Origin of the sequence: Cellulomonas sp. JH27-2, from assembly GCF_014837175.1 — a bacterium.
GTDB lineage: Bacteria > Actinomycetota > Actinomycetes > Actinomycetales > Cellulomonadaceae > Cellulomonas.
Genome location: NZ_JACYFR010000004.1, coordinates 159000 through 181081, shown reverse-complemented (window position 1 = coordinate 181081; position 22082 = coordinate 159000). Strand labels below are relative to the sequence as shown.

The 22082-nt window shown below is 73.5% G+C and carries 27 protein-coding genes; 19 read left to right on the top strand and 8 right to left on the bottom strand.

Translation table 11 applies throughout. The features are described 5' to 3' along the window. Window positions 1-10 precede the first annotated feature (10 nt). From IC607_RS13660 to IC607_RS13640, 5 genes are read left to right on the top strand one after another with little or no spacing between them, the layout of a single operon-like run. Window positions 11-1354, top strand: coding sequence for an FAD-binding oxidoreductase (locus IC607_RS13660; RefSeq protein WP_191787952.1), 1344 nt, complete (start codon window positions 11-13; stop codon window positions 1352-1354). Then, entirely contained in the window at window positions 1351-2148 is a 798-nt protein-coding gene (locus IC607_RS13655; RefSeq protein ID WP_191787951.1) for a creatininase family protein, read from the top strand. The genes IC607_RS13660 and IC607_RS13655 overlap by 4 nt, the downstream gene beginning before the upstream one ends. Next, entirely contained in the window at window positions 2145-2735 is a 591-nt protein-coding gene (locus tag IC607_RS13650; RefSeq protein WP_191787950.1) for a pyridoxamine 5'-phosphate oxidase family protein, read from the top strand. The genes IC607_RS13655 and IC607_RS13650 overlap by 4 nt, the downstream gene beginning before the upstream one ends. After that, window positions 2732-3661, top strand: coding sequence for a factor-independent urate hydroxylase (gene pucL / locus IC607_RS13645; protein WP_225225022.1), 930 nt, complete (start codon window positions 2732-2734; stop codon window positions 3659-3661). The genes IC607_RS13650 and pucL overlap by 4 nt, the downstream gene beginning before the upstream one ends. Next, window positions 3634-4131: a nucleoside deaminase gene (locus tag IC607_RS13640; RefSeq protein WP_370526231.1), complete on the top strand. Its 498-nt coding sequence runs from the start codon at window positions 3634-3636 to the stop codon at window positions 4129-4131. Before pucL ends, IC607_RS13640 begins: the two co-directional genes overlap by 28 nt. Before the next feature lie 22 nt (window positions 4132-4153). Here IC607_RS13640 and IC607_RS13635 read toward each other — a convergent pair whose 3' ends face one another. The 5 genes from IC607_RS13635 to uraD all read right to left on the bottom strand — a co-directional run bounded on the left by IC607_RS13635 (window position 4154) and on the right by uraD (window position 6618). Further along, window positions 4154-4690, bottom strand: coding sequence for an SRPBCC domain-containing protein (locus IC607_RS13635; protein WP_191787949.1), 537 nt, complete (start codon window positions 4688-4690; stop codon window positions 4154-4156). After that, window positions 4687-4995 carry a helix-turn-helix transcriptional regulator gene (locus IC607_RS13630; RefSeq protein ID WP_191787948.1) on the bottom strand — a complete coding sequence of 103 codons (309 nt, stop codon included), beginning with the start codon at window positions 4993-4995 and terminating at the stop codon, window positions 4687-4689. Before IC607_RS13630 ends, IC607_RS13635 begins: the two co-directional genes overlap by 4 nt. A 75-nt stretch (window positions 4996-5070) precedes the next feature. After that, window positions 5071-5775, bottom strand: coding sequence for a peptidase E (locus tag IC607_RS13625; protein WP_191787947.1), 705 nt, complete (start codon window positions 5773-5775; stop codon window positions 5071-5073). A 43-nt stretch (window positions 5776-5818) separates the two neighbouring features. Then, the gene (uraH, locus tag IC607_RS13620) at window positions 5819-6151 is read right to left on the bottom strand and encodes a hydroxyisourate hydrolase (protein ID WP_191787946.1); all 333 of its coding nucleotides are present in this window, start codon (window positions 6149-6151) and stop codon (window positions 5819-5821) included. Further along, complete coding sequence (uraD, locus tag IC607_RS13615; RefSeq protein WP_191787945.1) at window positions 6148-6618, bottom strand: 2-oxo-4-hydroxy-4-carboxy-5-ureidoimidazoline decarboxylase; 471 nt, start codon at window positions 6616-6618, stop codon at window positions 6148-6150. The genes uraH and uraD overlap by 4 nt, the downstream gene beginning before the upstream one ends. Window positions 6619-6650: 32 nt before the next feature. On the opposite strand from uraD, the gene IC607_RS13610 reads away from it, so the two are divergent. Further along, on the top strand, window positions 6651-7238 hold the full coding sequence (locus IC607_RS13610; RefSeq protein WP_370526230.1) for an NTP transferase domain-containing protein: 588 nt from the start codon (window positions 6651-6653) through the stop codon (window positions 7236-7238). On the opposite strand, the gene IC607_RS13605 is transcribed toward IC607_RS13610, so the two are convergent. The 3 genes from IC607_RS13605 to IC607_RS13595 all read right to left on the bottom strand — a co-directional run bounded on the left by IC607_RS13605 (window position 7201) and on the right by IC607_RS13595 (window position 9410). Further along, on the bottom strand, window positions 7201-8604 hold the full coding sequence (locus IC607_RS13605) for an amidohydrolase family protein (protein ID WP_191787944.1): 1404 nt from the start codon (window positions 8602-8604) through the stop codon (window positions 7201-7203). The two genes, IC607_RS13610 and IC607_RS13605, sit on opposite strands and share 38 nt — an antisense overlap. Window positions 8605-8743: 139 nt before the next feature. After that, entirely contained in the window at window positions 8744-9172 is a 429-nt protein-coding gene (locus tag IC607_RS13600) for a TA system VapC family ribonuclease toxin (RefSeq protein ID WP_191787943.1), read from the bottom strand. After that, the gene (locus IC607_RS13595) at window positions 9159-9410 is read right to left on the bottom strand and encodes a type II toxin-antitoxin system VapB family antitoxin (RefSeq protein WP_191787942.1); all 252 of its coding nucleotides are present in this window, start codon (window positions 9408-9410) and stop codon (window positions 9159-9161) included. Before IC607_RS13595 ends, IC607_RS13600 begins: the two co-directional genes overlap by 14 nt. 181 nt (window positions 9411-9591) lie before the next feature. On the opposite strand from IC607_RS13595, the gene IC607_RS13590 reads away from it, so the two are divergent. From IC607_RS13590 to IC607_RS13530, 13 genes are all read left to right on the top strand, one after another. Beyond that, complete coding sequence (locus IC607_RS13590) at window positions 9592-10416, top strand: hypothetical protein (RefSeq protein WP_191787941.1); 825 nt, start codon at window positions 9592-9594, stop codon at window positions 10414-10416. Window positions 10417-10573: 157 nt separating this feature from the next. Continuing rightward, entirely contained in the window at window positions 10574-11695 is a 1122-nt protein-coding gene (locus tag IC607_RS13585) for a hypothetical protein (protein WP_191787940.1), read from the top strand. 10 nt (window positions 11696-11705) lie between these two features. Next, window positions 11706-12098: a hypothetical protein gene (locus IC607_RS13580; RefSeq protein WP_191787939.1), complete on the top strand. Its 393-nt coding sequence runs from the start codon at window positions 11706-11708 to the stop codon at window positions 12096-12098. A gap of 1 nt (window position 12099) precedes the next feature. Then, the gene (locus tag IC607_RS13575) at window positions 12100-12384 is read left to right on the top strand and encodes a hypothetical protein (RefSeq protein WP_191787938.1); all 285 of its coding nucleotides are present in this window, start codon (window positions 12100-12102) and stop codon (window positions 12382-12384) included. Window positions 12385-12387: 3 nt separating this feature from the next. Then, the gene (locus tag IC607_RS13570; protein WP_225225021.1) at window positions 12388-12894 is read left to right on the top strand and encodes a hypothetical protein; all 507 of its coding nucleotides are present in this window, start codon (window positions 12388-12390) and stop codon (window positions 12892-12894) included. Between the two features lie 13 nt (window positions 12895-12907). Then, complete coding sequence (locus IC607_RS13565; protein WP_191787937.1) at window positions 12908-13327, top strand: hypothetical protein; 420 nt, start codon at window positions 12908-12910, stop codon at window positions 13325-13327. Continuing rightward, window positions 13324-15078, top strand: coding sequence for a hypothetical protein (locus IC607_RS13560; protein WP_191787936.1), 1755 nt, complete (start codon window positions 13324-13326; stop codon window positions 15076-15078). The genes IC607_RS13565 and IC607_RS13560 overlap by 4 nt, the downstream gene beginning before the upstream one ends. Further along, window positions 15078-15434, top strand: coding sequence for a hypothetical protein (locus IC607_RS13555; protein ID WP_191787935.1), 357 nt, complete (start codon window positions 15078-15080; stop codon window positions 15432-15434). The genes IC607_RS13560 and IC607_RS13555 overlap by 1 nt, the downstream gene beginning before the upstream one ends. After that, window positions 15431-15925, top strand: coding sequence for a hypothetical protein (locus tag IC607_RS13550; RefSeq protein WP_191787934.1), 495 nt, complete (start codon window positions 15431-15433; stop codon window positions 15923-15925). The genes IC607_RS13555 and IC607_RS13550 overlap by 4 nt, the downstream gene beginning before the upstream one ends. A 16-nt stretch (window positions 15926-15941) precedes the next feature. After that, window positions 15942-17252 carry a baseplate J/gp47 family protein gene (locus tag IC607_RS13545; protein ID WP_191787933.1) on the top strand — a complete coding sequence of 437 codons (1311 nt, stop codon included), beginning with the start codon at window positions 15942-15944 and terminating at the stop codon, window positions 17250-17252. Next, entirely contained in the window at window positions 17249-20353 is a 3105-nt protein-coding gene (locus IC607_RS13540) for a LamG domain-containing protein (protein ID WP_191787932.1), read from the top strand. The genes IC607_RS13545 and IC607_RS13540 overlap by 4 nt, the downstream gene beginning before the upstream one ends. Window positions 20354-20369: 16 nt before the next feature. After that, on the top strand, window positions 20370-20984 hold the full coding sequence (locus IC607_RS13535; protein ID WP_191787931.1) for a hypothetical protein: 615 nt from the start codon (window positions 20370-20372) through the stop codon (window positions 20982-20984). A gap of 39 nt (window positions 20985-21023) precedes the next feature. After that, a complete protein-coding gene (locus tag IC607_RS13530) occupies window positions 21024-22073 on the top strand; it encodes a hypothetical protein (protein WP_191787930.1) in 1050 nt (349 codons plus the stop codon). The last annotated feature ends 9 nt before the right edge of the window (window positions 22074-22082 follow it).

The window sequence follows — 22082 nt, the reverse complement described above, 5'->3', positions numbered from 1 at the left end:
GGACGTACCCATGCAGAACACGGCGACCGCGGTCGAACCGACAGCCGTCGAGGCGTTGACTGACGAGCTGCGCACGCTGCTCGGTGACGCAGGCGTCTCCACCGACCAGCGCGTCCGGGACCGGGCCAGCGTCGACGGGTCGACCATGTCGCCCCTCATCCTGGAGCTGCTCCCGCTGGGCGCCGCGGACGTCGTCGCGTTCCCGACGAGCGCCGAGCAGATCGCCGCGTGCGTCGCGGCCGCTGCCCGGCACGGCGTGCCCGTGACGCCGCGCGGCAAGGGCACCGGCAACTACGGCCAGGCGATCCCGATGTCCGACGGGCTCGTCATCGACACGACGCGGGCCCGCGCGGTCGTCGAGATCGGAGACGGGTACGTGACCGCCGAGGCCGGCGCGACGATGGTCGCGATCGAGTCCGCGGTGCGGGACACGCACCAGGAGCTGTGGATGTACCCGTCGACCGCGCAGTCGACCCTGGGCGGGTTCCTGTCCGGCGGGTCCGGCGGCACGGGGTCCATCGTGCACGGCGCCAACAGCGACGGTTTCGTCGTCGCGCTGGACGTGGTGCACGCCGACGGCAGCGGAGAGCTGGTGCACGTCGAGGGCGAGGACGCCCAGGCGTACGTGCACAACTACGGGACGGCCGGGATCATCGCGCGGGCGACCGTGCGCCTGGAGCCGCTGCAGGACTGGCGCGGGTTCTACGCGTCGTTCGAGGATGCGGCGACGGCCTTCGAGACCCTGCGCGAGATCGGCAACCTCGAGCCGCGCCCGCGCCTGTGCTCCGCGGACCACCCCACCATCTCCGCCGCGCTGCCGCCCGACGACGCCCTCCCCGAGGGGCGCGCGAGCCTGCGGGCGATCCTCATGCCGACCGTCGTGACCCAGGCGACCGCGCTGGTGCGCGCCGCCGGAGGCACCGTCGAGGACCTGCGCGACGGCCCGCAGGCATCCATGAAGCTGTCGGTCCTGTCCTACAACCACCCCATCGAGTGGCTGCAGAAGTCGGATCCGGGCACGTACATCCACCTCGAGGTCTCGGGCGACCCGCTCGTCGACGACCTCGATGCGGTGCAGGCGACCATGACCGGCGGCCTGCTGCACCTGGAGGCGGGCGGGAGCCGTCCGATCGGGATGCTCGCGGGCGTCTGGGAGGGCCCGGAGCGGCTGGACGAGTCCATCGCCGCGCTCGGTGCGCTGGGCGTCGGCGTGCACAACCCGCACCAGTGGAACGTCGACTTCGAGGTGGAGCGGACGGCCGCGCTGGCCGCCACGACGGACCCCGACGGGCTGCTCAACCCCGGCAAGCTGAACCCGGCCTACGCCGGACCCCGGAAGGGTTCGATCCGATGAGCCGCTTGCTGGCCGAGCTGTCCGGCCCCGCCACCGCCCGCGTGCTGGGCCCGGACTCGGTGCTCGTCGTGCCGACCGGCGCCATGGAGCACCACGGCCCCCACCTCCCCCTGATCACCGACGCGCTGATCGCGGAGAGCGTCGCGACGGCCGCCGTCGCCGAGGCCGCGTCCGCGGGCCTCGACGTCTGGCAGCTGCCGACCCTCACGTACACGAAGTCCGACGAGCACTCGTGGGCCAGCGGCACCGTGTGGGTCTCCTACGAGACCCTCATGGCGACGCTCGTCGACATCGGCCGTTCCGTCGCGACCACGCCCGCGCGCCGGCTCGTGTTCATCAACGGCCACGGCGGCAACACGGCCCTGCTGGGCGTCGCGCTGCGCGAGATCCGGCGGCGGTTCGGGCTGCTGACGTTCTCGATGCCGTCCGGGGTGCAGGTCGCGGGCGCCGGCGGCGAGAACGAGCCCGACGAGCACGGCCTGGGCATCCACGCCGGGTACGGCGAGACGTCGCTGGTCATGCACCTGCGCCCGGACCTCGTCGACATGTCCGTCGCACGACGCAACGTCCCGGAGCACATCGCCGGGCTCAGCCACCTGGGGTTCAACGGCACGACGGCCCAGTTCGGCTGGCTGAGCGACGACTTCGGGCCCGACGGCGTGATCGGCGACCCGACGGGCGCCGACGCGCAGGCCGGCAAGGTGCTGTTCGAGGCGTCGGTCGCCCGCGCCGTCGACGTCCTGACCGAGATCGCGACGTTCACGCACACCGCGCCGACGAGCGAGACGCCGTGAGAACGCTCACCCGCCCACCGACGCTGCCCGACGAGGCCTACGCGCTGCTGCTCGACTGGCTGCCCACCAACGACGACCCCGAACGGCCGGTCGTGACGCTGGCGACGGTCGACGAGGACGGCGCCCCCGACGCGCGTTCGGTGCTGCTGTCCGAGCTCGACCGCAAGGGCGTCTACGTCCACACCGACGCAAGCTCGCGCAAGGTCGCCCAGCTGGCCGCCAACCCGGCCGTCGCGGTGGTCGCGCGGTGGCCGGAGCGGCAGCGCCAGCTCGTCGTGCGGGGCGTCGCGGAACCTGCGCCGGCCAGCGAGACGGACCGCGCGTACGCCCGCCGCTCGCTCTACCTGCGCCGCCTGGCGTGGCTCAACACGACGTCCGTCGCGGCCATGCCGGCCGACGAGCGCCGCGCCGCCTGGGCCACGTTCGTCGCCACGCACCAGGTCCTCAAGCCGCCGCCCACGTGGGTCGGCTTCCTGGTCCGCCCCACGAGCCTCACGTTCTGGACGGGTGACGACGCGTCCGTGAGCCACCGCCGCGAGCACCGGTTCGACGGCACCGACTGGACGATCACGGAGCTGCCCGGATGACCCTCACCGACCTGCCCCCGACGGAGGCCGCCCCCATGACAGCCCGCCTGCACGCGCACCAGTACGGCAAGGCCGAGACGCGCGTGGTCCGCGTGCAGCGCGACTCGCCGCGCCACGAGATCCGCGACCTCAACGTCACCACCGCGCTGCGGGGCGACTTCGACGACGCCTACCTGACCGGCGACCAGTCGGCGGTGCTGCCCACGGACACCCAGAAGAACATGTCGTTCGTCTACGCCAAGCAGCACGGTGTGGCCTCCCCCGAGGCGTTCGCGACGCTGCTGGCCCGGCACTTCGTCGACGACGTCGCCCCCGTCACCGGCGCGCGCGTGGACGTCGAGGAGTTCGCGTGGGTGCGCGTCGTCGTCGACGGCTCCGAGCACGACCACACGTGGGTCCGCAGCGGGCAGGAGGTTCGCACGGCCTCCGTCACCGCGGACGTCGACGGGACCACCGTGATCGCCGGTCTGAAGGACCTCACGCTCTTGAAGTCGACCGGCTCGGAGTTCCACGGTTTCCTGAAGGACGAGTTCACGACGCTCGGCGAGACCGACGACCGCGTGCTGGCCACGTCGCTGGCGGCCCAGTGGCGGTACGACGGCGAGGTCGACTTCGACGCGACGTACGCGACCGTCCGTCAGGTGATGCTCGAGCAGTTCGCGACAGTCCACTCGCTCGCCCTGCAGCAGACGCTGTGGCACATGGGCCGCGCAGTGCTGGATGCGGTGCCGGAGGTCGTGGAGATCCGGTTCGCGGCCCCGAACAAGCACCACTTCCTGGCCGACCTGACGCCGTTCGGGCTGCCGAACCCGGGCGAGGTGTTCTTCGCCGCCGACCGGCCCTACGGGCTGATCGAGGCCGTGATCGTCCGCGACGGCGCCGGACCCGCGGACGCCGCGTGGACGCGATCGGTCGGCAACCCGTGACGCCCGACGACGAGAGCTGGCTGTCCCAGGCGGTCGCGCTGGCCACCGCCAACGTGGCGGACGGCGGCGGCCCGTTCGGTGCCGTCGTCGTGCGCGACGGCGTGCTGCTGGGCGTCGGGCAGAACCGGGTGACGCGCGACAACGACCCGACCGCTCACGCCGAGGTCCAGGCCATCCGCTTCGCGTGCCACGCGATCGAGGACTTCTCGCTGGCCGGCGCGACCGTCTACACGTCGTGCGAGCCGTGCCCGCTGTGCGTCTCCGCCTGCCTGTGGGCGCGCGTCGACCGCGTCGTCTTCGCGGCCGACCGGCACGACGCCGCGCGCGCGGGGTTCGACGACAGCGCGTTCTACGACCTCTTCGCGACCGCCCGGCACGAGTGGTCGATGCCCGTCGTCGGTCACCGCGTCCCCACGGCCACTCTCCCGATGGACGCGTGGCTCTCGCGCGACACCAAGGTCGCCTACTGACTGCGCCGTCGGTCGCGCCCGCTCACTCCGACAGCTCGGTGCGGTAGCGGTCGTGCAGCTCCTGCCACCCGTAGGCCATCGCGCGCCGACCGGTCGCGCGCTCCCGGTCCGAACCGTCCTCCGTCGCGAGCCGGCCGAGGCAGACCTGCCACCCGGCCGCGAGCGCTGCTGCCGACGCGCGGTCGCCGAGCTGTTGGCGCAGCTCCAGGACCGCTCCGTCGGGCGCCGGCGTGATGGTCCAGCGCATCACGTCGGCCCCCCAGCGGTGCACCAGCTCCCGCGGCGCCTCCACCGCGAGGACCTCGGTGTCCACGGGGTCGTCCTCGTGGTTCTCCCGGCTCGTGGCCGGTCCCGGCGTCGTCAGTGCGCGGTCGGGCACGATGGGCGACCACCGCACCAGGAGCTCCGGCTCGGTCAGCATGCGCCACAGCAGCGCCGGACGGTGCCGGAAGTGCCGCCGCATGACGAGCGTCCACGTGGCACCGTCGCGCGCGACCCGTGCCTCGATCGGTTCGTGCACCGCTGCGGCGACCTGCTCGTCGCGATCCTGCTGGGTCATCTCTCGTCCTCCTCGTCCATCGCACGCGCAAGCCGCGTGAGGCTCGCCTCCCACAGCTCCACGTAGGGCTGCACCCACGCCGCCACGTCCGGCAGCGGGCTCTCCGACAGGTGGTACACCCGGCGCTTGCCGGCAACCTCGGCCTCGACGACGCCCGCCTCCCGCAGCACCCGCAGGTGCTTCGACACCAAGGACTGGGACAGATCCAGCTCGTCGACAAGAGCCCCGACGTCGTAGTCCCGCACCCTCAGACGGTCGACGATCGACCTCCGGGTGGGCTCGGCGATCACGGCAAAACCGTCCATGCGTCAAGAATGACCCGTGGGTCATATGACTGTCAATGCATGCGACGCTCGACGGTCGATGGCCACTCCCCAGCGTCAGGCCAGAGTGCGGACAGCCAGCGGGATCTCGCGGGCCGCGTCGCCGTCACGGACCACGCGGTACGCGCGCCCGCCGGGCCGCTCGGAGACGACCTCGACCAACTCACCGTCTCGCCACAGCAGCGCGACGCCGTCGTCGGCCGCGTGCCCGTCCGGCAGAGCCCCCGTCGCCACGAAGTCCAGGTAGCGCGGCCGCCGCTCCGGCTCTCCGAAGTAGTGCGGGCACGCGCTGCCGGTCAGCAGACCGAGCCCGTCCGGGAGCGCCGCCAGCGCGCCGAACGAGTCGGTCGAGGATCCCTCGAACCAGCAGTTCATCCCCGCGCTGATGCCGGCCAGCACCGTGCCCTGCTCCGCCGCCCGCACCAGCAGCTCCGGCGGCCCGTGCAGCCGCCACAGCGCGAGCAGGTTGGCTGTCGACCCGCCTCCGACGTAGACCACGTCCTGGTCCAGGAGCATGGCGGGGTCGACGTAGCCACCGGGCCGCTTGCCGAACAGCGACAGCACCGACGTGTCCGCGCGGCCGGCGAACGCCTGCTCGAACCGGGCGCAGTACCCGTCGTCGTCCCCGCTGGCCGTCGGCACGAAGCAGACCGCGGGCCGCGTCGCCCCGGCCAGCGAGAGCAGGAAGTCGTCGAGGGCCGAGCTGCCGTCGTCGGACATCGAGAACCCGCCGCCGCCGAGAGTCAGGATCGTTCCCTTCATGGCGGCGACCGTACGCGCCGGCCCGGTCGCCCGGCCAGGGGATTCAGCTGCCGCGGTAGGTCGAGTACGCGTAGGGGCTCAGCAGGAGCGGCACGTGGTAGTGGCTCGTGTCCGTGACCTCGAAGACGACGACGACCTCCGGGTGGAACGCGATCTGCTCGGTCGCCCGGTAGTAGGCGCCCGTGTCGAACGTGAACCGGTAGCGGCCGGGCGGCACGGACTCCGGGCCGACGGCGCGGGCGCGGCCGTCGTCGTCGGTCGTGGCCGTCGCGAGCGTGACCCAGCCGCCCTCCTCCAGGGCGTCGAGGACCACGGGGACGCCGGCAGCCGGACGGCCGAGGGCTGTGTCGAGGACGTGCGTGGTGAGCTGGCTCATGCGAACAGCGTATTCAGGCGCAGGAGGGCGATCTGGCGCAGCTGGTCGGCGGCCTCGCGTGTCTCCGTCTCGGGGTCCGACGTCAGACGGCGCCGCAGCTCGGCCAGGATCTCCGGACGTGTGCGCCCGGCCGCCCGGATCAGGAAGATGCGGCCGAACCGCTGCTCGTAGGCGGCGTTGCCCTCGGCCATCGCGGCCACGAGGGCGGGATCCTCGGTGGTCGACGACGACTGCTCCGAGCGGCTCAGCGCCGCACCGCTGCCCGTGCCGCGCTCGCCGATGCGCGGGTGGCCGGCCATCGCCTCGCCGACCTCGGCGTCGCTCAGGTGCCGCGCCGCCAGGTCCGCGACGGGCAGCATCGCCTCCACGTCGTCGTACGGGCAGCCCGCCGCGACCTCGTCGACCCACCGCCGCACGTGCAGGGCGGTGGTCAGCAGCTCGCGGGTGCGGGGCGTGTCGTCGATCATCGGTCCTCCTCGTTCCGTGGCACGGTACAGACGTGCAGACGACGACCCTGTCCGGACTCGTGCTCGCCGCCGGCGCGGGGGCGCGGCGCGGCGAGCCCAAGGCCCTCGCGCACGACGGTGCGTGGCTGCGGCAGGCCGTCGAGCTGCTGCTGGTCGGTGGCTGCGCGCGCGTGGTCGTGGTGCTGGGGGCGTCGGCCGACGAAGCGCGCGAGCTGGTGCCGCCCGACGAGCGCGTGGACACCGTCGTCGCCGCCGACTGGGCCGACGGGCTGGGCGCGTCGCTGCGCACGGGGCTCGCGCACGCGAGCGGCGACGCGGTCGTCGTGACCCTCGTCGACCTCCCGGGCACGCCCGTCGCGGTCGTCGGACGCGTCGCCGCAGGCGCGGGCCGCGACACGCTCCGCCAGGCGGTCTTCGACGGCCGACCAGGCCATCCCGTCGTCGTCGGCGCCGACCACTGGGCCGCGCTCGCAGCGACGCTCGGCGGCGACCGCGGCGCGCGCCCCTACCTCGTGGCGCACGGCGTCGAGGAGGTCGAGTGCATCGACCTGCACCACGGCGAGGACGTCGACGGGCCGCCCCTCACTCCCCCGCCTCCCACGCCGCCAGCGGGAGCGTGACACCCCACCTCGCCGCCGCCTCGGTGATGCGGGCGCGCAGCTCGCCGGGCGCCTGCATCGCGAGCGGCGACGTGGACCGGCCGCCGTCGTGGACCAGCACGCCGCCCGAGTACACCTGCTTGAGGTTGCGCAGCCCGCACGCCAGGACGTAGGTGGCCAGCACGTCCCAGACGGGACCTGTGTCGGGCGAGCGATGGTCGACGACGACGAAGTCGGCGTACTTGCCGACCTCGAGCGACCCGATCCGGTCCGCGACGCCCAGCACCTCCGCCGCGGCGAGGGTGTGCATGCGCAGCACGTCGGCCGGCATGAGGACGCTCGCGTCCGTGTTGAGCGCGCGAGTCGTGTACAGGCCCATGCGCATGTTGCCCCACGGGTCGGAGATGTCGGTGCAGGACTGGTCGTCCAGGCCCAGGCCGATGCGCAGCCCCGCGTCCCGCAGCCGCACCGCGTCCATGAAGCCGGAGCCGAGCCGCCCGTTGGACGTCGCCTGCCACACGACGCCGCACCCGGTCGACGCGGCGACGTCGACCATCTCGTCCGTCGGGTGCACGAAGTGCCCGAACAGGAAGTCGGGGCCGAAGGCACCGGCGTCGCGGTACCACGCGAACTTCTCGCGCTGGGTCTCGATGCCCTGGGCGGTCTCGACGAAGTGCGCCTGGTTCGTGATGCCGTGCCGGCGCATGACCTCGACCTCGAGCTCCGCCGAGCGCGGCGCGGACGCCCACTGCACGGCACCCATCACGGACGCCCCCAGGTGCTGGTCCGCCGGGGTGCGCAGCGCCGACTCGGCCACCATGTCGCCGAACACGCCCAGCATCTCGTCCTCGGGCCCCGCCTCGTCGTCGAGCCGGATCGCGTTGACCACGCGCAGACCGGCGTCGGCGGCCCCGTCGAACTGCCGCGTCACGAACTCCACGGGAGCCACACGCCCCAGCTCCGGCGACGCCGTCTCCGGGTTGTAGCGCCACGTGACGCGCGAGTGCGTGAAGTTGTACGCGCTGGTCACGCCGTTGGCCAGGAAGTCCAGGCTCCCGTGCAGGACCGACCAGTAGACGTCGTCGGGCGAGCACTTGTCCATGACCTCGACCATCGACAGCACCCACGGGTAGAGCGTGGAGCCGGCGCTGATGCCGCGCATGCCCGACGTGAACAGGTGCGAGTGCGCGGAGACGAAGCCGGGTGCGACGATCGCCCCGCCGGCATCGAGCACCTCGACGCCCCCCGCCAGCAGCGCGGGATCCGGCTCGCCGGCCTCGATCGCCGCGATGCGGCCGTCGTCGTCCACCAGCAACCAGCCGGGGAACCAGTCGCGGGCCGCGTCGGCGACCGGGATGAGCAGGGCGTTGTGGACCAGGAGGCGCATGCGCGCATCGTGCCCCGCGCAGATGACGAGCACGTTGCGAACGTGTCGCGGGCAGCGCCCCTGCTCGGGTCGCGGCCTTCACGTCGGGTCGCGGGTTGCATCACGCGAGTCGACGAGGAACCCGCGACCAGAACGGTCGTCAGGCCCGCAGCTCGAGGAGCGACAAGGCGTCGAACCGGCGGAAGTCGCGGTCGAAGGTGACCAGGCGCGCTCCCAGAGCGACGGCGTACGTCGCGAGCAGCGCGTCCGACACGAGCGAGCCTCGCGCATCGGCCTCTCGGCAGACGGCCTCGAGCCGGTCGACGAGCCCGTCCACCGGCGGCATCGCGACGACGGCCGGTCCGCGGGTGAGCTCGCGCAGGAACCCGAACGCCCCGTCGAGCGGCGTCGGCACCTCGAAGACGCGTGCGTGTGTCACGACACGGACGAAGCCCGAGGCCACGACGTCGGGTACGACGACCGCCTCCACCCCGTTGACCGCTGCCTGGAGCCAGGACCGGGCGGCGGCGTGGTGCGGGTGGTCGGGCCGATGGGCGGCCACGAGGACGTTGACGTCACACAGCAGCACGTCGGTCCTCGTCCGTGAGGTCCTCGAGCGCCGCGTTCGACGTGAGGTCGACACCCGGCCTAGGCCCCGTGCCACCCATGAACAGGGGGAGCTCGACGCCTGGCCGGCGGGTGGTCGCTTCGGCCAGGAGCCGGCGCAGCGCCTCCTCCACCAGTGACCCGAGAGTCTCTCCGCGAGCACCCGCCGCCTGCTTGGCGCGGCGAAGCAGGTCGTCGTCGATGGTGACCGTCGTGCGCATGCTCTGAACCTATCGCATCAGACGCATCTCGTGCCCGCATCACGGTCATCGACCTGGTCCGGATCCGCTTCACCCGCTCCGAGATACCGCTCGGGCGTGCGCAGTAGTGCGTATGTCTCGCGTCGCCGACGGGAAGGAGAGTGGTCGGGTCCGCAACCGCAGAAGCGCAGGGAGGCACGTCATGGGGTCGTTCGCCGACCGGGCGCTCGCCCAGCTGCACGACGCCGGCGCGTTGGCCGCCCTGCTCAAGGGCCCCGCCGCCGCCGACTACCCGCACCTGCGGCGCCTCGTCGACGAGGTCTACGCGACCGACGGCGTCGAGCTCGACAGCATCACGGACGCGGTCGTGCAGACCGTCCGCCCCGAGCACGCGCTGGCCGGCGCCGACCGGGTCGCCCTGACCTGGTCCCAGCAGCAGCCGACGTACACCACCGCGGACCTGCGCGGGCTCGTCGAGCGAACGGGCGACGAGGTGTGGGCGGACCTGTACGCGACGGTCCTGCTCGATGTCGTCGCGGCCGTCGACCCCGGCGGCATCGAGTCGGCCGTGACCCACGCGATCGAGCACATCACGAGCCTCGCCGACTTCCGCTCGCGGTTCCGCTACCTCGACCTGGACGCGTTCCTGGCCCGGCGTCGGATCACGACTGTCGAGGAGCTCCGTGAGTCCGCCGAGTACGTGCTGGCCGAGGTCCATCTCAAGCCCGCGCCCCCGTTCGATCCGGCCGACCCCGTCAACGCCCGGACCATCACGCTCGACGTCGCGCTCGCCGTCCGCGAGGACCGTGACCTGGTCGCGGCCCTGCGTGCCGCCCGACGGCTGCGCGCGGCCGGTGCCGCCGGACCGCCCGGAAGCGCCGACGCGACCTTCGGGCACCCCTCGCGCGCGTTCGCCGTCGCGGTCGTCCTGCCCGCGGCCACCGCCGCCGGACAGCCCGACGACGACGCCGTCGACGCCCTCTTCGCCACCGCCGGGGTCCTCCCGCTGTTCGCGAGCCCGCCGTGACCGGCCGCCGGCTCCGCGTCCCGGGGAGGCGACCCCGCACCGGAGATCGCACCCCGCCCAGCCCTCGGCATCGGCCGCCGGTCCTCCGGCGTCCGCACCGGCACACCGCTCCACCGGACGACGTGCCACCCACCGCATCTCACGAAGGGACACGACCATGACCGTCCGGTACGTCCGGGTGAACCCGGTCTCCGACATGTTCGCGCCGGCCGTGCGCGCCTACGGCAACGTGGCGGTCGTCGGCCGGGTCACGCCGCCCGCGGCGCCGCCCGCCGACCTGCTCACGGTCGGCGAGGCCGCCGTCTTCAGCGATCCCGGCGAGGCGAAGCGCCGCGCTCCGGGCGAGCTCGGCGACGCCATCGCGCTCGCGTTCAACCAGATTCCCGGACCGTCGCAGGTCACGGGCGTCCGCGTCGACGAGGCCGCCCCCGACTGGGAGGCCGGCCTCGAGGAGCTCGCCACGCACGACGTGCAGATCGTGGCACTCGCCGCCACCCCGCTGGACACCGCCGCCGCCGCGGCCGGTGGCGCCATCCGGGCGCTCGCCGACCACGTCGTCGGGGTGTCGAACACGGGCGGCGACGGCATGGAGCGCATCGGCGTGGCCATGCTCGAGAAGGAGGCCACCGACGCGACGATCGTCGCCGGTGCGCTGGCCAGCGAGCGCATGGTCTTCGTCGCGCACAAGAGCGACGAGGACGTCGCGGCCGCCGTCGCCGGCACCATCGCCGGCTACGAACCGCACATCTCGATGCTGCTCAAGTCCGTCAAGGTGGACAGCAAGCCGTTCAGCGCGACGGAGATCGACGCCCTCAACGGCTCGGAGTCGTTCAGCTCCGGCCCCGCCGGCAAGGGCGTCAACTGGCTCGTCGACCCCGCGCTCATCCCCGGCCAGGGCGTGTACCTGGGCGAGGGCTACACGGGAGACCCGGGCGGCGGCAAGAAGTACATCGACGTCGTGCGCACCATCGACAACGTCTCGTTCCTGCTCAAGGCCCAGCTCATCCGCACCATCGGCAACGTCCGCGTCAGCCGGTCCGGCCTGCGCACCCTGGGTGCGCAGCTCGAGGCGGTGCTGGAGCCGCTGGTCCGCCAGGGCGTGATCGAGGGCTACGACATCGTCATCCCGATCCTGACGCTGCTGGACAAGCCGCTGCGCACGGCCGCCGAGGACCAGCAGGTCAACGACGCCCAGGCGCAGCGGGTGGTCGAGGTCCTGGTGGCCGTCGACTACGCCGGCGCGATCCACCGCGTCGCGCTGACCCTCAAGTTCGAATAGGAGACCCGCCATGCCCGACTGGAACACGCGGCTCGAGGTCAAGCTCGGCACGACGACGATCACACCGATCACCAGCATCTCGCCGACCTTCTCCGTCCCGCACACCGTGCTGCACAGCATCGAGTCCGACAACGTCGGGGTCGTCCGTCAACCCGTGACCATCACGTTCACGATGGCGGTCCCCGCGATCGCCACGGCGGTCGCCGACCTCACGGAGCTGGCCCTGACCGGCAAGGAGTTCGAGATCGCGGTCACCGAGTCCACGGGCGACGACTGGTCGTTCAAGGCGCTCAAGTTCAGCCGCTGCCTCGTCACGAGCGCGACGCCCAGCAACGTCGTCATCGACGGCGTCCCGCAGGCCAACTTCACGTGCATGGCGCTGAGCGTCGGCATCGAGGCGTGACGTGGCCGGGGACCTGGGCGGGGACGACCTGGACCTGGAGGCGGCAGCCCGCGTCGAGCGCACCGGCATCGCGCTGGTGCACGAGGGCGAGCTCGTCGTCCCCGCGCCCGGAGCCGCCGCCGACCTGGTGGCCGCGGGCCGCGCGTCGCACGACGACGGCCCGGCGGAGGTCCACTACTGGTTCCCGGTCCAGGTCGAGGTCGTCGGGCTCGACGACGCGACGGCCGACGCGGTCGTCGCCCGGGTGTTCGATGCGCTCGGCGCCGAGCTCGGCGCGCGGGGGTGAGCCGTGAGCGTCCTGAAGGGCAACCCGCCCGTGCTGGTCGGCCCCGTGCCGCTGTTCGCCGTGCAGTCGATCGTGCTGAGCGACGGCTACAAGATCGAACGCGTCCAGGGCAGCCGGTTCCTGCAGGCGGTGTCGCCGACGGCCAAGACCATCCAGATCGAGGCCGTGCTGGTGGGTCAGGAACGCCTGCTCATGAAGAAGGCCCTGGAGACGCTGGCGCTGGCGACCCGCTGGACGGCCGCGGCGGCCGCCCCGGCGCTCGCTCTGGCCGGGATCCCGGTCGTCGCGGGCATGACCGTCAGCACGGACATGCAGATCAGCGACCTGAAGTTCACGCACTCGGTGAACAAGCGCGAGGCGCTCGACGTGAGCATCACGCTCGTCCACGTCCCCCGCTCGGCCATCGCCGAGCTGGCCGGCGAGGCGCTCGACCTCGCCCTGGCCATCGCGACGGCGGCGCTGCCGTCCGTCCCTCCGCCCAACCCCGTCACCCGCACACCGGGCCCCTGAAGGGAGGCGCACCGTGCCCACCCCCACCCTCGCGACGACGACCGGCACCGCCGGGCTGCGGTCGCTCCCCGTCGACCCCGCCGACGGCTTCCCGCAGTCGTTCCTGCTGGCGCTCGGCGAGACCACGTACCGGTTCGACCTCTACGTCGACGTCCCCGAGCACCTGCTGGACCGCGACGCGGACCCGCGCACACCGCTGGACGTGGTCGGCTCGGCCGCGCAGCAGGCCCAGGGCATGCTCGTGGGCGTCGTCGTGCGGCAGTCGGCCGACGGCACACCTGTCCAGCTCCTGCGCCGCCGGCTGCTGCCCGGCCTCCTGTACGCCGCGGGTGAGGTGCTGCTCGTCGTCGACGACGTGCGCATCGCGCTCGGCAACCTCAACGCGGCCGGCTCCTTCGGGTCGGTCCTGACCGCGCGGGTGGGTCTGCGATGAGCGGGTTCGTGCTGTGGCACAAGATCACCATCAGCGCCGCGGGCTCCCCCGGCGGGGCGCTCGCGGCCGTCGCCTCGGCGTTCGGTTTCGGCCTGCCGCTCACGATCAGCAACAGCGTCTACGGGCTGGGCCTGATCCTGGACTCGGACGTCACCATCACGGCTCGCGAGGGCGCGACCGCGACCACCTTCCAGGTCACGGTCTACGACCTGCCCGACAAGGACACGACGATCCTGCGAGGGGCCAACCACGACGGCGCGCTGCACGTCTCGATCAGCCTCGGTTACCTCGACGACCCGCGCACGATCTTCGGCGACCACCCTGTGCTGCGCGGTCGGATCACGGACATCGACGCGAGCGTCGGCGACGACGGCCGCGCGAAGGTGGTCCTCAAGGGCCAGGAGGAGACGGGCTACCTCCTGCTGCACACCCGCGCGTCGGGCACGTTGCGCGGGTCGGGCGACCTCGACACGGTGGTCCGGGGACTGCTGGCCGGCGTGACCGCCCCCGCCGGCGGAGGCGTGCGCCTCGCCGACGGGTCGTCGCTGGGGACGACGAGCCGCGACTTCACCATCCGCAGCGGCTCGGTGCTGTCCGCGCTCTCACAGCTCACCGAGCTCGCCGGCAAGGCGCTCGTCGTCGGCGACGGGGTCGTCGCGATCGGGGCCGCCGTGGGCACGGCGACGGCGCCGATCGAGGTCGACGACAACGTCGTCCAGGTCGGCAGCGCGCAGACCGACCGCCCTGCGTCCGGCGGCTCGTCGGGTGGTTCGTCGGGCGGCTCGTCCGGCGGCTCGTCGGGGGCGACGCCCTCCGGCGGGGACGACCGCTCCGTCACCGACGGCCACACGGTCACGGTCCTGGGCCACCCCGGCCTGCGCGTGGGCCAGTCGATCGTCGCCAAGCTGCCCGCGGTCACGGGCCGCAAGCGCATCAGCGCGCTGACCGTCACGTACTCCACCAAGTCCGGCTACGTGTGCGAGCTGGTCCTCGCGGACGTCACGGGGGGCGCCCGGGCCCCGGCTGCGACCCCCGCCAGCCGCGTCGTCGACGAGTTCAATCGCGCGGTCCTCGCCGCACGCCAGGACAACCCCGCGATCGACGTCGGCGACGTCAGTGCCTATACGGCGGCCGACGGCGCAGCCGCCACCGACGCCCACCGCGTGAGCCTGCACTACGCCCAGGCCCCCGAGCGAGGCGTGACCGCACCCAGCACCGAGAGCCCCGTCTCGACCGAGGACGAGCTGGTCAAGAAGCCGGTGGCCTCGCCGTTCGCGTTCGACAAGGTCGGCCTCGTGACGCCCGTCTACCCAGGCATGCGGGCCGTGCTGGCGCACAACCGGTCGCTCACGAACGACGCGATCGTCGCGGGCTGGATCTGGCCGTCGCAGCCGTCGTCGACGCCCCCGCCCAACCACGTCGGTGACTGGTGGCTCGCGCTGCCCACCGAGCTCGGGGGCGACGGCAAGCCGACCGGCAAGGGCGTCAACGACCTCATCGACGCGCGCGGCGCCCGCGTCCTGCAGGCCCGCGGCCTGCACGTCCTGGTCGGGACGTCCGCGCTGCCTGACGTCGGCACGCGACCGAGCGTCCCGGACGACGACACGATCACGATCGAGCACAGCAGCGGCACGACCATCACGGTCGACTCCGACGGCGCCATCTCGATCACCACCAGCCAGAAGAAGCTGACGTTCGGCAACGGGCAGGTCTCGCTCACGCTCGACGGCGCAGCGGTGGAGGTGAAGTGATGGCCACGGTCCTGACCACGGGCTCCCAGCTGCAGTGCGCGCACGGCGGCTCGGTGACGCTGACCGGCGGGCGCAGCGCGCTGAAGGTCGACGGCAAGCCGGTGATCGCCCGGGCCGACGTCATGGGCGCGACGATCAGCGGCTGCTCCACACCCACGTCGTCGCCGCCCGCGCCCGTCACCAAACCGTGCCTGGCCGTGACGTCCCTGATCGCCGGCGAGTCGACGAACCTCTCGGCGGGGGGCATGAAGGTGCTGACCACCGACGCTCGCGGCCTCACCGACGGCATCGCGCCCGACGGTCCCGGCCAGTGGTCGTCGAAGTCCGCCGGCCACAGCAAGCTGAGCGCGTCATGAGCACCCGCGACGCCCGCGAGCAGGCCGCCTACGGACACGGTCTGCTCCTCGACGACGGGGACCTGGTGCTCGAGGCCGGCCGGCTGGTCGAGATCGCCGGCGTCCAGAACCTGCGCCAGGGCCTCGAGCTGCGGCTCGCGACCCCGTGGGCGAGCGACCTGCTCGACGTCCGCTACGGCCTGGACGTGCGCGACACGTTCACGGCCGCGCTGCCCCGTCCCATGGTCAAGGACGTGCTGCGCCTGAGCATCATCCGGTCCATCGCGAGCGATCCGCGGGTGGCATCGGTGGACAGGGTCCTGTTCGACGACGACCCCGAGTACCTGGTGGCGCATCCCGGCGTGGAGGCGGCGCGCGGCGACGTGCGCACGGCTCTCGTCGAGATCACGGTGTCCCCTGTCGCGCCAGCGGCGGACGTGGCGGACCCGACCTCCGACCCGACGACCGGTGCGGCCGCGACCGTGCAGGTCCTGGCAGATGTGCGGTGGTGAGCGGGAGGTGAGCGAGATGGCACAGACGCAGTACGGCGTCACCGACGACGGCTACGTCGTCAAGGGGCTCGACGTGGTGCTGGCCGAGGCGCTGGCCCGCGCGCGGGTCGCGTTCGGCCCGGACGTGGACCTGACGACGACGAGCCCCCTGCGCAAGATCCTCGAGGTCGCGGCAGCCGAGGACGCCGAGCTGTGGAAGCGCCTGGAGGCGAGCTACTACGCGGGGTTCGTCTCGACCGCCGACGGCGCGAGCCTGGACCTGCTGGGCGAGGACATCGGCGTCGACCGGCGTGCGCTGCACGCCTCGGGCGAGGTGACGATCACGCTCGGCTCGGGCGTCCCCGGCCGCACCTACCTGGTCAACGAGGCGACGGTCCTGACGACGGCGACGGGCACGCTGTTCACCACGACCCGACCGGTCACGCTCACCTCGCTCGCCCCCGTGGCGACGGTGCCCGTGCTGGCGCTCGACCCGGGACCGCTCGGCGACGTCGCCCCGGCCACGATCACCGCGATCGAGCCCGAGCACGCGGCGGTCTACTTCGCGGACCTGGGCCCCGCCACGCTCACCGTCACCAACGCGGCCCCCACCAGCGGCGGGAACGCTCCCGAGCCGGACGACGTCTACCGCGGGCGCCTGGTCGGCACCGCGCGCACGCTGTGGACCATCGAGGCCGTGCAGCAAGCCGTGCTCGCCGTGGACGGCGTGGTCGACGTGCTCATCTCCGACCCGCTGGGCGGCGTGGACGTGTCGCAGTCGTACTTCGGGCTGTTCGACTTCGGCCGACGGCTGTTCGCCGCCGAGCGCCGCTTCGGCGAGCCGTACCTGTTCGACGTGGTCGTCGCGCACGAGTTCCGCTGGCCGTGGCTGCCCGCCGGCTCCGTGCGCGGCGTGCTCGAGCGCGTCACCGCCGCGCTCGACCTGGTCCGCCCGCCCGGCGTGCACCCCAACGTCATCGAGGCCGACCACATCGACGTCGGCGTGCGCGCCCGGCTGGTGGTCCAGCCCGGTTACGACCAGGACGCCCTGCTCGCGCGCGTCCTGCAGCGCGTGGGCGCCGAGGCGGCCGCCCTGCGGCTGGGCGGCGACGTGCTGTTCGCGCAGGTCATGCGTGCGTTCACCGACGAGGCGGGTGTGCTCGACGTGCAGGCCATGCACCTGCGGCGCGGCCCCGGCGTGTTCGGGCGGTTCAGCCTGGGCCCGGTCGGGTACCAGTCGGTCGCGTACGAGGCCGGTGTCGGGGAGAACCTGGTGATGGGCCCGACCGAGCTCGCCGTCTTCCGGCCCGACTCCGGGCTCGTCGACCTCGAGGTCGTGATCCCATGACCATCCCCGCCCTGGCCCCGCCGCCCGCGGTGCAGGCGATGTGCCGCCGGCTGACGCTGCCGTTCGCACGCGGTGCGGACTCGCTCGACCTGCCGCTCGTCGCGGGGGCGACACCCGACGCGGCCGTCGCCGTCCCGTACGACTTCGTCGAGCACCGCGCCCTGTACGGCACCACACCCGAGGCGTCGTACGTCCTGCGCGCCGTCGGGACCGGCCCGCGCGGGACCGCCGTCGAGGTCTCCGGGACCGACCCGCTCGCGGGTGCGTTTACCGCCGTCGTCGCGACCGAAGGCCTGGGCGACGGCGACAGCGTCGCGGTCGTGCTGCCGTCGGGGCTCACCCCCGAGGCGCGCCTGACCGGCGTGCGCGAGATCGACGGGCCGACCGCCCCCGCGCAGGACCGGTGGCGTGCCACCGCGCTGCTCGGCACCACCGCCCGGCTGCTGTGGGTGGTGGGCGCCGAGCGCGACCGGCTCACGCGGCTGACCCGCGAGGTGCACGACCAGCGCGTGGTGGCCCGGACCACCGGCGCGAGCCTGGACCTGGTCGGGGCCGACCTGGCCGTCCCGCGCTTCCCGCCCACGCCCTACTCCGTGGACCCGGCCACCGTCGCGCTCTTCCACCTCGACGACGCACCCGGTGCCGTGCCCGCGATCACCGACGCCGCGGCGATCTTCCCCGGCCGCACGCCGCACCACGGCGTCCTGTCCGGGACGGCGACCCCGGGCGTCCCCGCGCGTTACGACCGCGGCGTCCGCTTCCCGGGCGCGGGCTCGGTCACGATCGCCTCGCACGCCGACTTCGACGTGGCCGCGGGCGACGGGCTGACGGTCGAGCTGTTCGTCCGGCCCGACGCCGTCTCGACCCTCGGCTTCGTGGCGCGGCGCGGCCTGCCGGGCAGCCCGGTGTGGGCTCTCGACGTCGGCGACCTGGGCCTGGGCGGACGGCAGTCGGTGCGCGCCACCGTCGACGACGGCACGGTGGCGCTGAGCGTCTCCGCCGCGGTCGACCTGTCGACCGACCGGTTCACGCACGTCGCGCTCGTCCTGTCCCGCGACGGGGCGGACGCGCGACTGGCCGTGGTGGTCGACGGCGTCGAGCAGGCCGCGACGAGCGGCGCGCTGGGCGCCGTCGGGACGGCCGGCGACGTGGTGCTCGGGCCCGACGCGTCCGGCTTCCGCGGGACGATCGACGAGGTGCGCATCAGCTCGGTCGCGCGGACGCACTTCCACCCGGTGCTCGGCGAGTCCGACGAGAGCTACCGGTCCCGCCTGGCGCTCTTCCGCCGCTGGGAGCTGCCGACGCCCGGCGGCCTGCAGGCCGTGCTCAATCGCCTGGTCCCGGTGGTCGACGGGATCGCCGACCCGTTCGTCGTCGACGACACGGACGGCCCCGCACGCTCCGGCGGCACGGTGCTGCGCGTCTGGCCGGCGGCCCTCGGTCTGGCGGAGAGCATCGACGGCGACGGTCGGCCCGGCGCGACCGAGGACCGGATGTGGCCGCCGGAGGACGGAGCTGCCGACCCCGCGCTGCTGGGCCGCTGCACGGACCCGCGCGTGACGTTCGCCCCGGTGCCCGACGACCCCGCGCGCGACCCGGGCCTGCCCGTCCCGGACCCGCACCTGATGCGTCCGACGGCGGCCGCGGCCGTGAGCCGCCTGGCCGACCTGTTCGACGCGTCGGGGCACCCGGGCGCGCTGACCGTCCTGGCCGGCTGGGACGCGGCCGCCGGCGGCAGCCGCGCCGACGCCCGCGGCCTGCTGCTCGCCGCACCGGTGGTAGGCCCGGGGCGGCTCGCGGCCTTGGCGCACCGCGCCGGCTTCGACCTGGTGCAGCACCGGGCCGACGGCGTCGTCGTCGTCGCCTGCGCACCCGGCCGCCCGCTGCTGCTCGGGCCGTCGGGTGCAGGGCCCGTGCTGCAGGTGGGCGGCACCCCCCGCCTCGAGGTCGGCACCCCCGTGACCGTCGAGATGTCGCTCGGCACGCCGACCTTCGCCGCCGCGGCCGTCCCGCCCGACGCCGAGGTGCGGTTCGCGCTCCTCGGCGGCGGAGACCGCGCGACGCTCGTCCCGACCGGACCGGGCGCGCCGACGGCCACCCTCACCGCGACCAGCCCCGGCCCGCTCGCCCTGTCCGGCGACGTGGTCCGGGCCGGCCGCACGACGACGGCGACGGTCACCCTCCAGGTGCTCCCCGGCCCGATGGCCGACGGCGCGAGCATCGCCGCGGACGGCACGACCGGCGTCGGCGAGGACGTCGTCGGGCCGCCCGACCCCGCGTTCGACCCGGCCTACCTGGCGACGCTCACCGATCCACGACTCGTGCTGGGTCCCAACCCCGAGGACAAGCAGGCGGACCGTGGGCTCGTCGGGCCGCTCGTCGCCCTGCTGGACGCCCTGGACGCCGACGGCCAACCCGGCCAGGTCACGGTCGCGCAGGCCTACCGCCCGGCGGCGCCGGCCGGTGACCTGGCCCGGGAGGGCCGGCGCCTGGTGCTCACCCACCCGGTGCTCGGCGCCGACCGCCTGGCCGTCGACGCGCACGCCGCAGGCTTCGCGTTCGTGGCGCGCGCCGGCACGACCGTCGTCGTCGCCGGACCGCCGGGCGACCCCGTGGGCGTGACAGGTGCGGTAGAGCTGGAGGTCGGCGGGTCGGCCGTGCTGACCGTCGACCCGGCACCGACCGCGGTCTCCCCCACCACGCGGCTGGGCTGGTCGAGCGCGCAGGTGGTGCCGACCGCCCCTGACCGGCAGGGCGTCCAGCTCATGTCGACCACCGCACCCACCGTCACGGCGACCGCCCGCGTGCCGGGCCGCACCTGGGTCCGGGCGACGCTGCGCGAGGCCGGCGCCCCTGGACCGTACGCGTTCGAGGTGCGGCTGCGACCGGAGCTGGCCGGCGCGCGTATCTCGCGCGACCAGTACTACCTCCTCATGAATGCGCTGCACACGCTGCACCCGGTGGGGGTGGAGGTGCTCACCGAGCAGCTCCGGTCCGCCGTCGTCGAGCTCGGCACCGCACCGGGAGGGCTCGATCCCAGCTTCACCTATCCGGCGTTCCGCTGGCACCGGGCCGTGCGATCGCTACGACCCCAGGACTGAGAAAGGACACACCGCCATGGCGAGCGTGAGCTTCACACCGACCTTCAGCCACACCCCCTGGGTGGACAACCGGGACCGCGTCCAGGCGTCCGGGCCGAACGGCTTCAACGTGCGGTTCGCCGCGCTGCAGGCCGACCTCGGCGCCCTGTCCGGCGTCGTCACCCAGATCGACACCGTGCTCGACGCGCTCGAGGCCGGGCCGGGGGCGCAGACCCGCGTCGTCACGCTCCCGCCGATCCTCGTCGCGACGTCCGGCGGCGGCGCCTGGGCGCTCGACACGTCGGGCAACGCCGTCCGGCCCGCGGTGCAGACGTCGCTGTCCGGTATCGCATCGGCCGTGCTGCCGCAGGGCGTCAAGGTCTCGAGCCTGCGGGCCACCGGCGTCAACACGGGCGCGGGCTCGCTGCGCGTCAACCTCATGCGCGCACGGCTCACGGGTGCCGGCGCGAGCGACCGGTTGGCCCGCGTCACGGGCGACGCCAACCCGTTCGACAACACCGTCGCGACGGACCCGGCGTTCTCGACGGTCGACAACACGACCTTCCGCTACTTCGTCCTGGCGACGCTCGACAACGCCGCCACCACCGACAGCGTCAGCCTGTCGGGTTTCCAGATCAGCTACCTCGCCTAGGCCGACGACGCCGCCGGCCCCTCACCACGGGAGCACACCATGAGCCTCTTCCTCAGCGTCGACTTCGGCACCGCCGGGGCCGTCGACACGGCCGGAGCACGGCCGTACACCGGCACCAACCCGCAGTGGAACAACACGAGCATCTTCCTGGAGGGCGGCGTCAGCCAGACGCAGACCAAGATCGGCCAGGCCACGACCATCAAGGTGCGCGTCTCCAACGCGAGCGCGGCGACGGTCGAGGACGTGCACGTCGACGCGTACGTCATGAACCCCTTCGTCGGCCCGTTCCAGCCGTTCAACGCGCGCCGCCACCTCACGGGCTTCGCCGCCGAGGTCGCGCCCGGCCAGGGCAGCACCAGCGCCAACGACGCCCACGTCATCACGTGCAGGATCCAGGACCCCGTCCTGGGCGCGATCCCGTGGACGCCCACCGACGCGGACATCGAGAACGCGACCGACGGCCACCTGTGCCTGGTCGCCAACGCGTACTCGGTGCCCGACGGCGGCCCGATCCCGGACACCACCACGTACGACGTCATCAACGACCCGCACCAGGGCCAGCGCAACATCGCCGTCCTGAAGGACAAGTCGATGAAGCTGAAGTTCCAGGTGTTCGGACCGGCCGACGGTTCGGAGTTCGCGCTCGACCTGCACCAGCTCACGTCGAAGGACCTGGGCGCGGGCGAGCGGTGGCTGCTGCGGTCGCTGCGCGAGGTGGTGGTGCCGGAGGTCGGCCGCCGCCAGCTGATGCTCGCCGGCACACGTGGCAAGCCCGACATCCGCGTCGGGTTCAGCCGCAAGGCCGTGCAGGGCACGCTGAGCATCGACGGGATGGGCGAGCTGGACCTGCACCGCCAGCTTCGACTGGGGGCCGCCGTCAAGCCTCTGCTGGAGCGCCAGCCGCAGCGCGCCGCCCGTGCGTGGGGTGACGGACGCCTGGTGACTACCGTCGGGCGGGAGGGGACGTTCGCGCAGGTCGCGCTGCAGCGCACGGACGAACCTGGCTCGCTGCAGGCGTTCGACGTGGTCGCGCGCGACGCGGTCGGCAGGCCCATCGGCGGCCTGCGGATCCTGTCGCTGCAGCGCTGAGAGCGAGCG

Excerpts from the sequence above, each read along its gene's own strand:
- IC607_RS13660 (WP_191787952.1), top strand. The coding sequence starts at position 11 with ATGCAGAACACGGCGACCGCGGTCGAACCGACAGCCGTCGAGGCGTTG.
- IC607_RS13655 (WP_191787951.1), top strand. The coding sequence starts at position 1,351 with ATGAGCCGCTTGCTGGCCGAGCTGTCCGGCCCCGCCACCGCCCGCGTG.
- pucL (WP_225225022.1), top strand. The coding sequence starts at position 2,732 with ATGACCCTCACCGACCTGCCCCCGACGGAGGCCGCCCCCATGACAGCC.
- IC607_RS13635 (WP_191787949.1), bottom strand. The coding sequence starts at position 4,690 with ATGACCCAGCAGGATCGCGACGAGCAGGTCGCCGCAGCGGTGCACGAA.
- IC607_RS13630 (WP_191787948.1), bottom strand. The coding sequence starts at position 4,995 with ATGGACGGTTTTGCCGTGATCGCCGAGCCCACCCGGAGGTCGATCGTC.
- IC607_RS13625 (WP_191787947.1), bottom strand. The coding sequence starts at position 5,775 with ATGAAGGGAACGATCCTGACTCTCGGCGGCGGCGGGTTCTCGATGTCC.
- uraH (WP_191787946.1), bottom strand. The coding sequence starts at position 6,151 with ATGAGCCAGCTCACCACGCACGTCCTCGACACAGCCCTCGGCCGTCCG.
- uraD (WP_191787945.1), bottom strand. The coding sequence starts at position 6,618 with ATGATCGACGACACGCCCCGCACCCGCGAGCTGCTGACCACCGCCCTG.
- IC607_RS13605 (WP_191787944.1), bottom strand. The coding sequence starts at position 8,604 with ATGCGCCTCCTGGTCCACAACGCCCTGCTCATCCCGGTCGCCGACGCG.
- IC607_RS13595 (WP_191787942.1), bottom strand. The coding sequence starts at position 9,410 with ATGCGCACGACGGTCACCATCGACGACGACCTGCTTCGCCGCGCCAAG.
- IC607_RS13590 (WP_191787941.1), top strand. The coding sequence starts at position 9,592 with ATGGGGTCGTTCGCCGACCGGGCGCTCGCCCAGCTGCACGACGCCGGC.
- IC607_RS13585 (WP_191787940.1), top strand. The coding sequence starts at position 10,574 with ATGACCGTCCGGTACGTCCGGGTGAACCCGGTCTCCGACATGTTCGCG.
- IC607_RS13580 (WP_191787939.1), top strand. The coding sequence starts at position 11,706 with ATGCCCGACTGGAACACGCGGCTCGAGGTCAAGCTCGGCACGACGACG.
- IC607_RS13560 (WP_191787936.1), top strand. The coding sequence starts at position 13,324 with ATGAGCGGGTTCGTGCTGTGGCACAAGATCACCATCAGCGCCGCGGGC.
- IC607_RS13555 (WP_191787935.1), top strand. The coding sequence starts at position 15,078 with ATGGCCACGGTCCTGACCACGGGCTCCCAGCTGCAGTGCGCGCACGGC.
- IC607_RS13550 (WP_191787934.1), top strand. The coding sequence starts at position 15,431 with ATGAGCACCCGCGACGCCCGCGAGCAGGCCGCCTACGGACACGGTCTG.
- IC607_RS13545 (WP_191787933.1), top strand. The coding sequence starts at position 15,942 with ATGGCACAGACGCAGTACGGCGTCACCGACGACGGCTACGTCGTCAAG.
- IC607_RS13540 (WP_191787932.1), top strand. The coding sequence starts at position 17,249 with ATGACCATCCCCGCCCTGGCCCCGCCGCCCGCGGTGCAGGCGATGTGC.
- IC607_RS13535 (WP_191787931.1), top strand. The coding sequence starts at position 20,370 with ATGGCGAGCGTGAGCTTCACACCGACCTTCAGCCACACCCCCTGGGTG.
- IC607_RS13530 (WP_191787930.1), top strand. The coding sequence starts at position 21,024 with ATGAGCCTCTTCCTCAGCGTCGACTTCGGCACCGCCGGGGCCGTCGAC.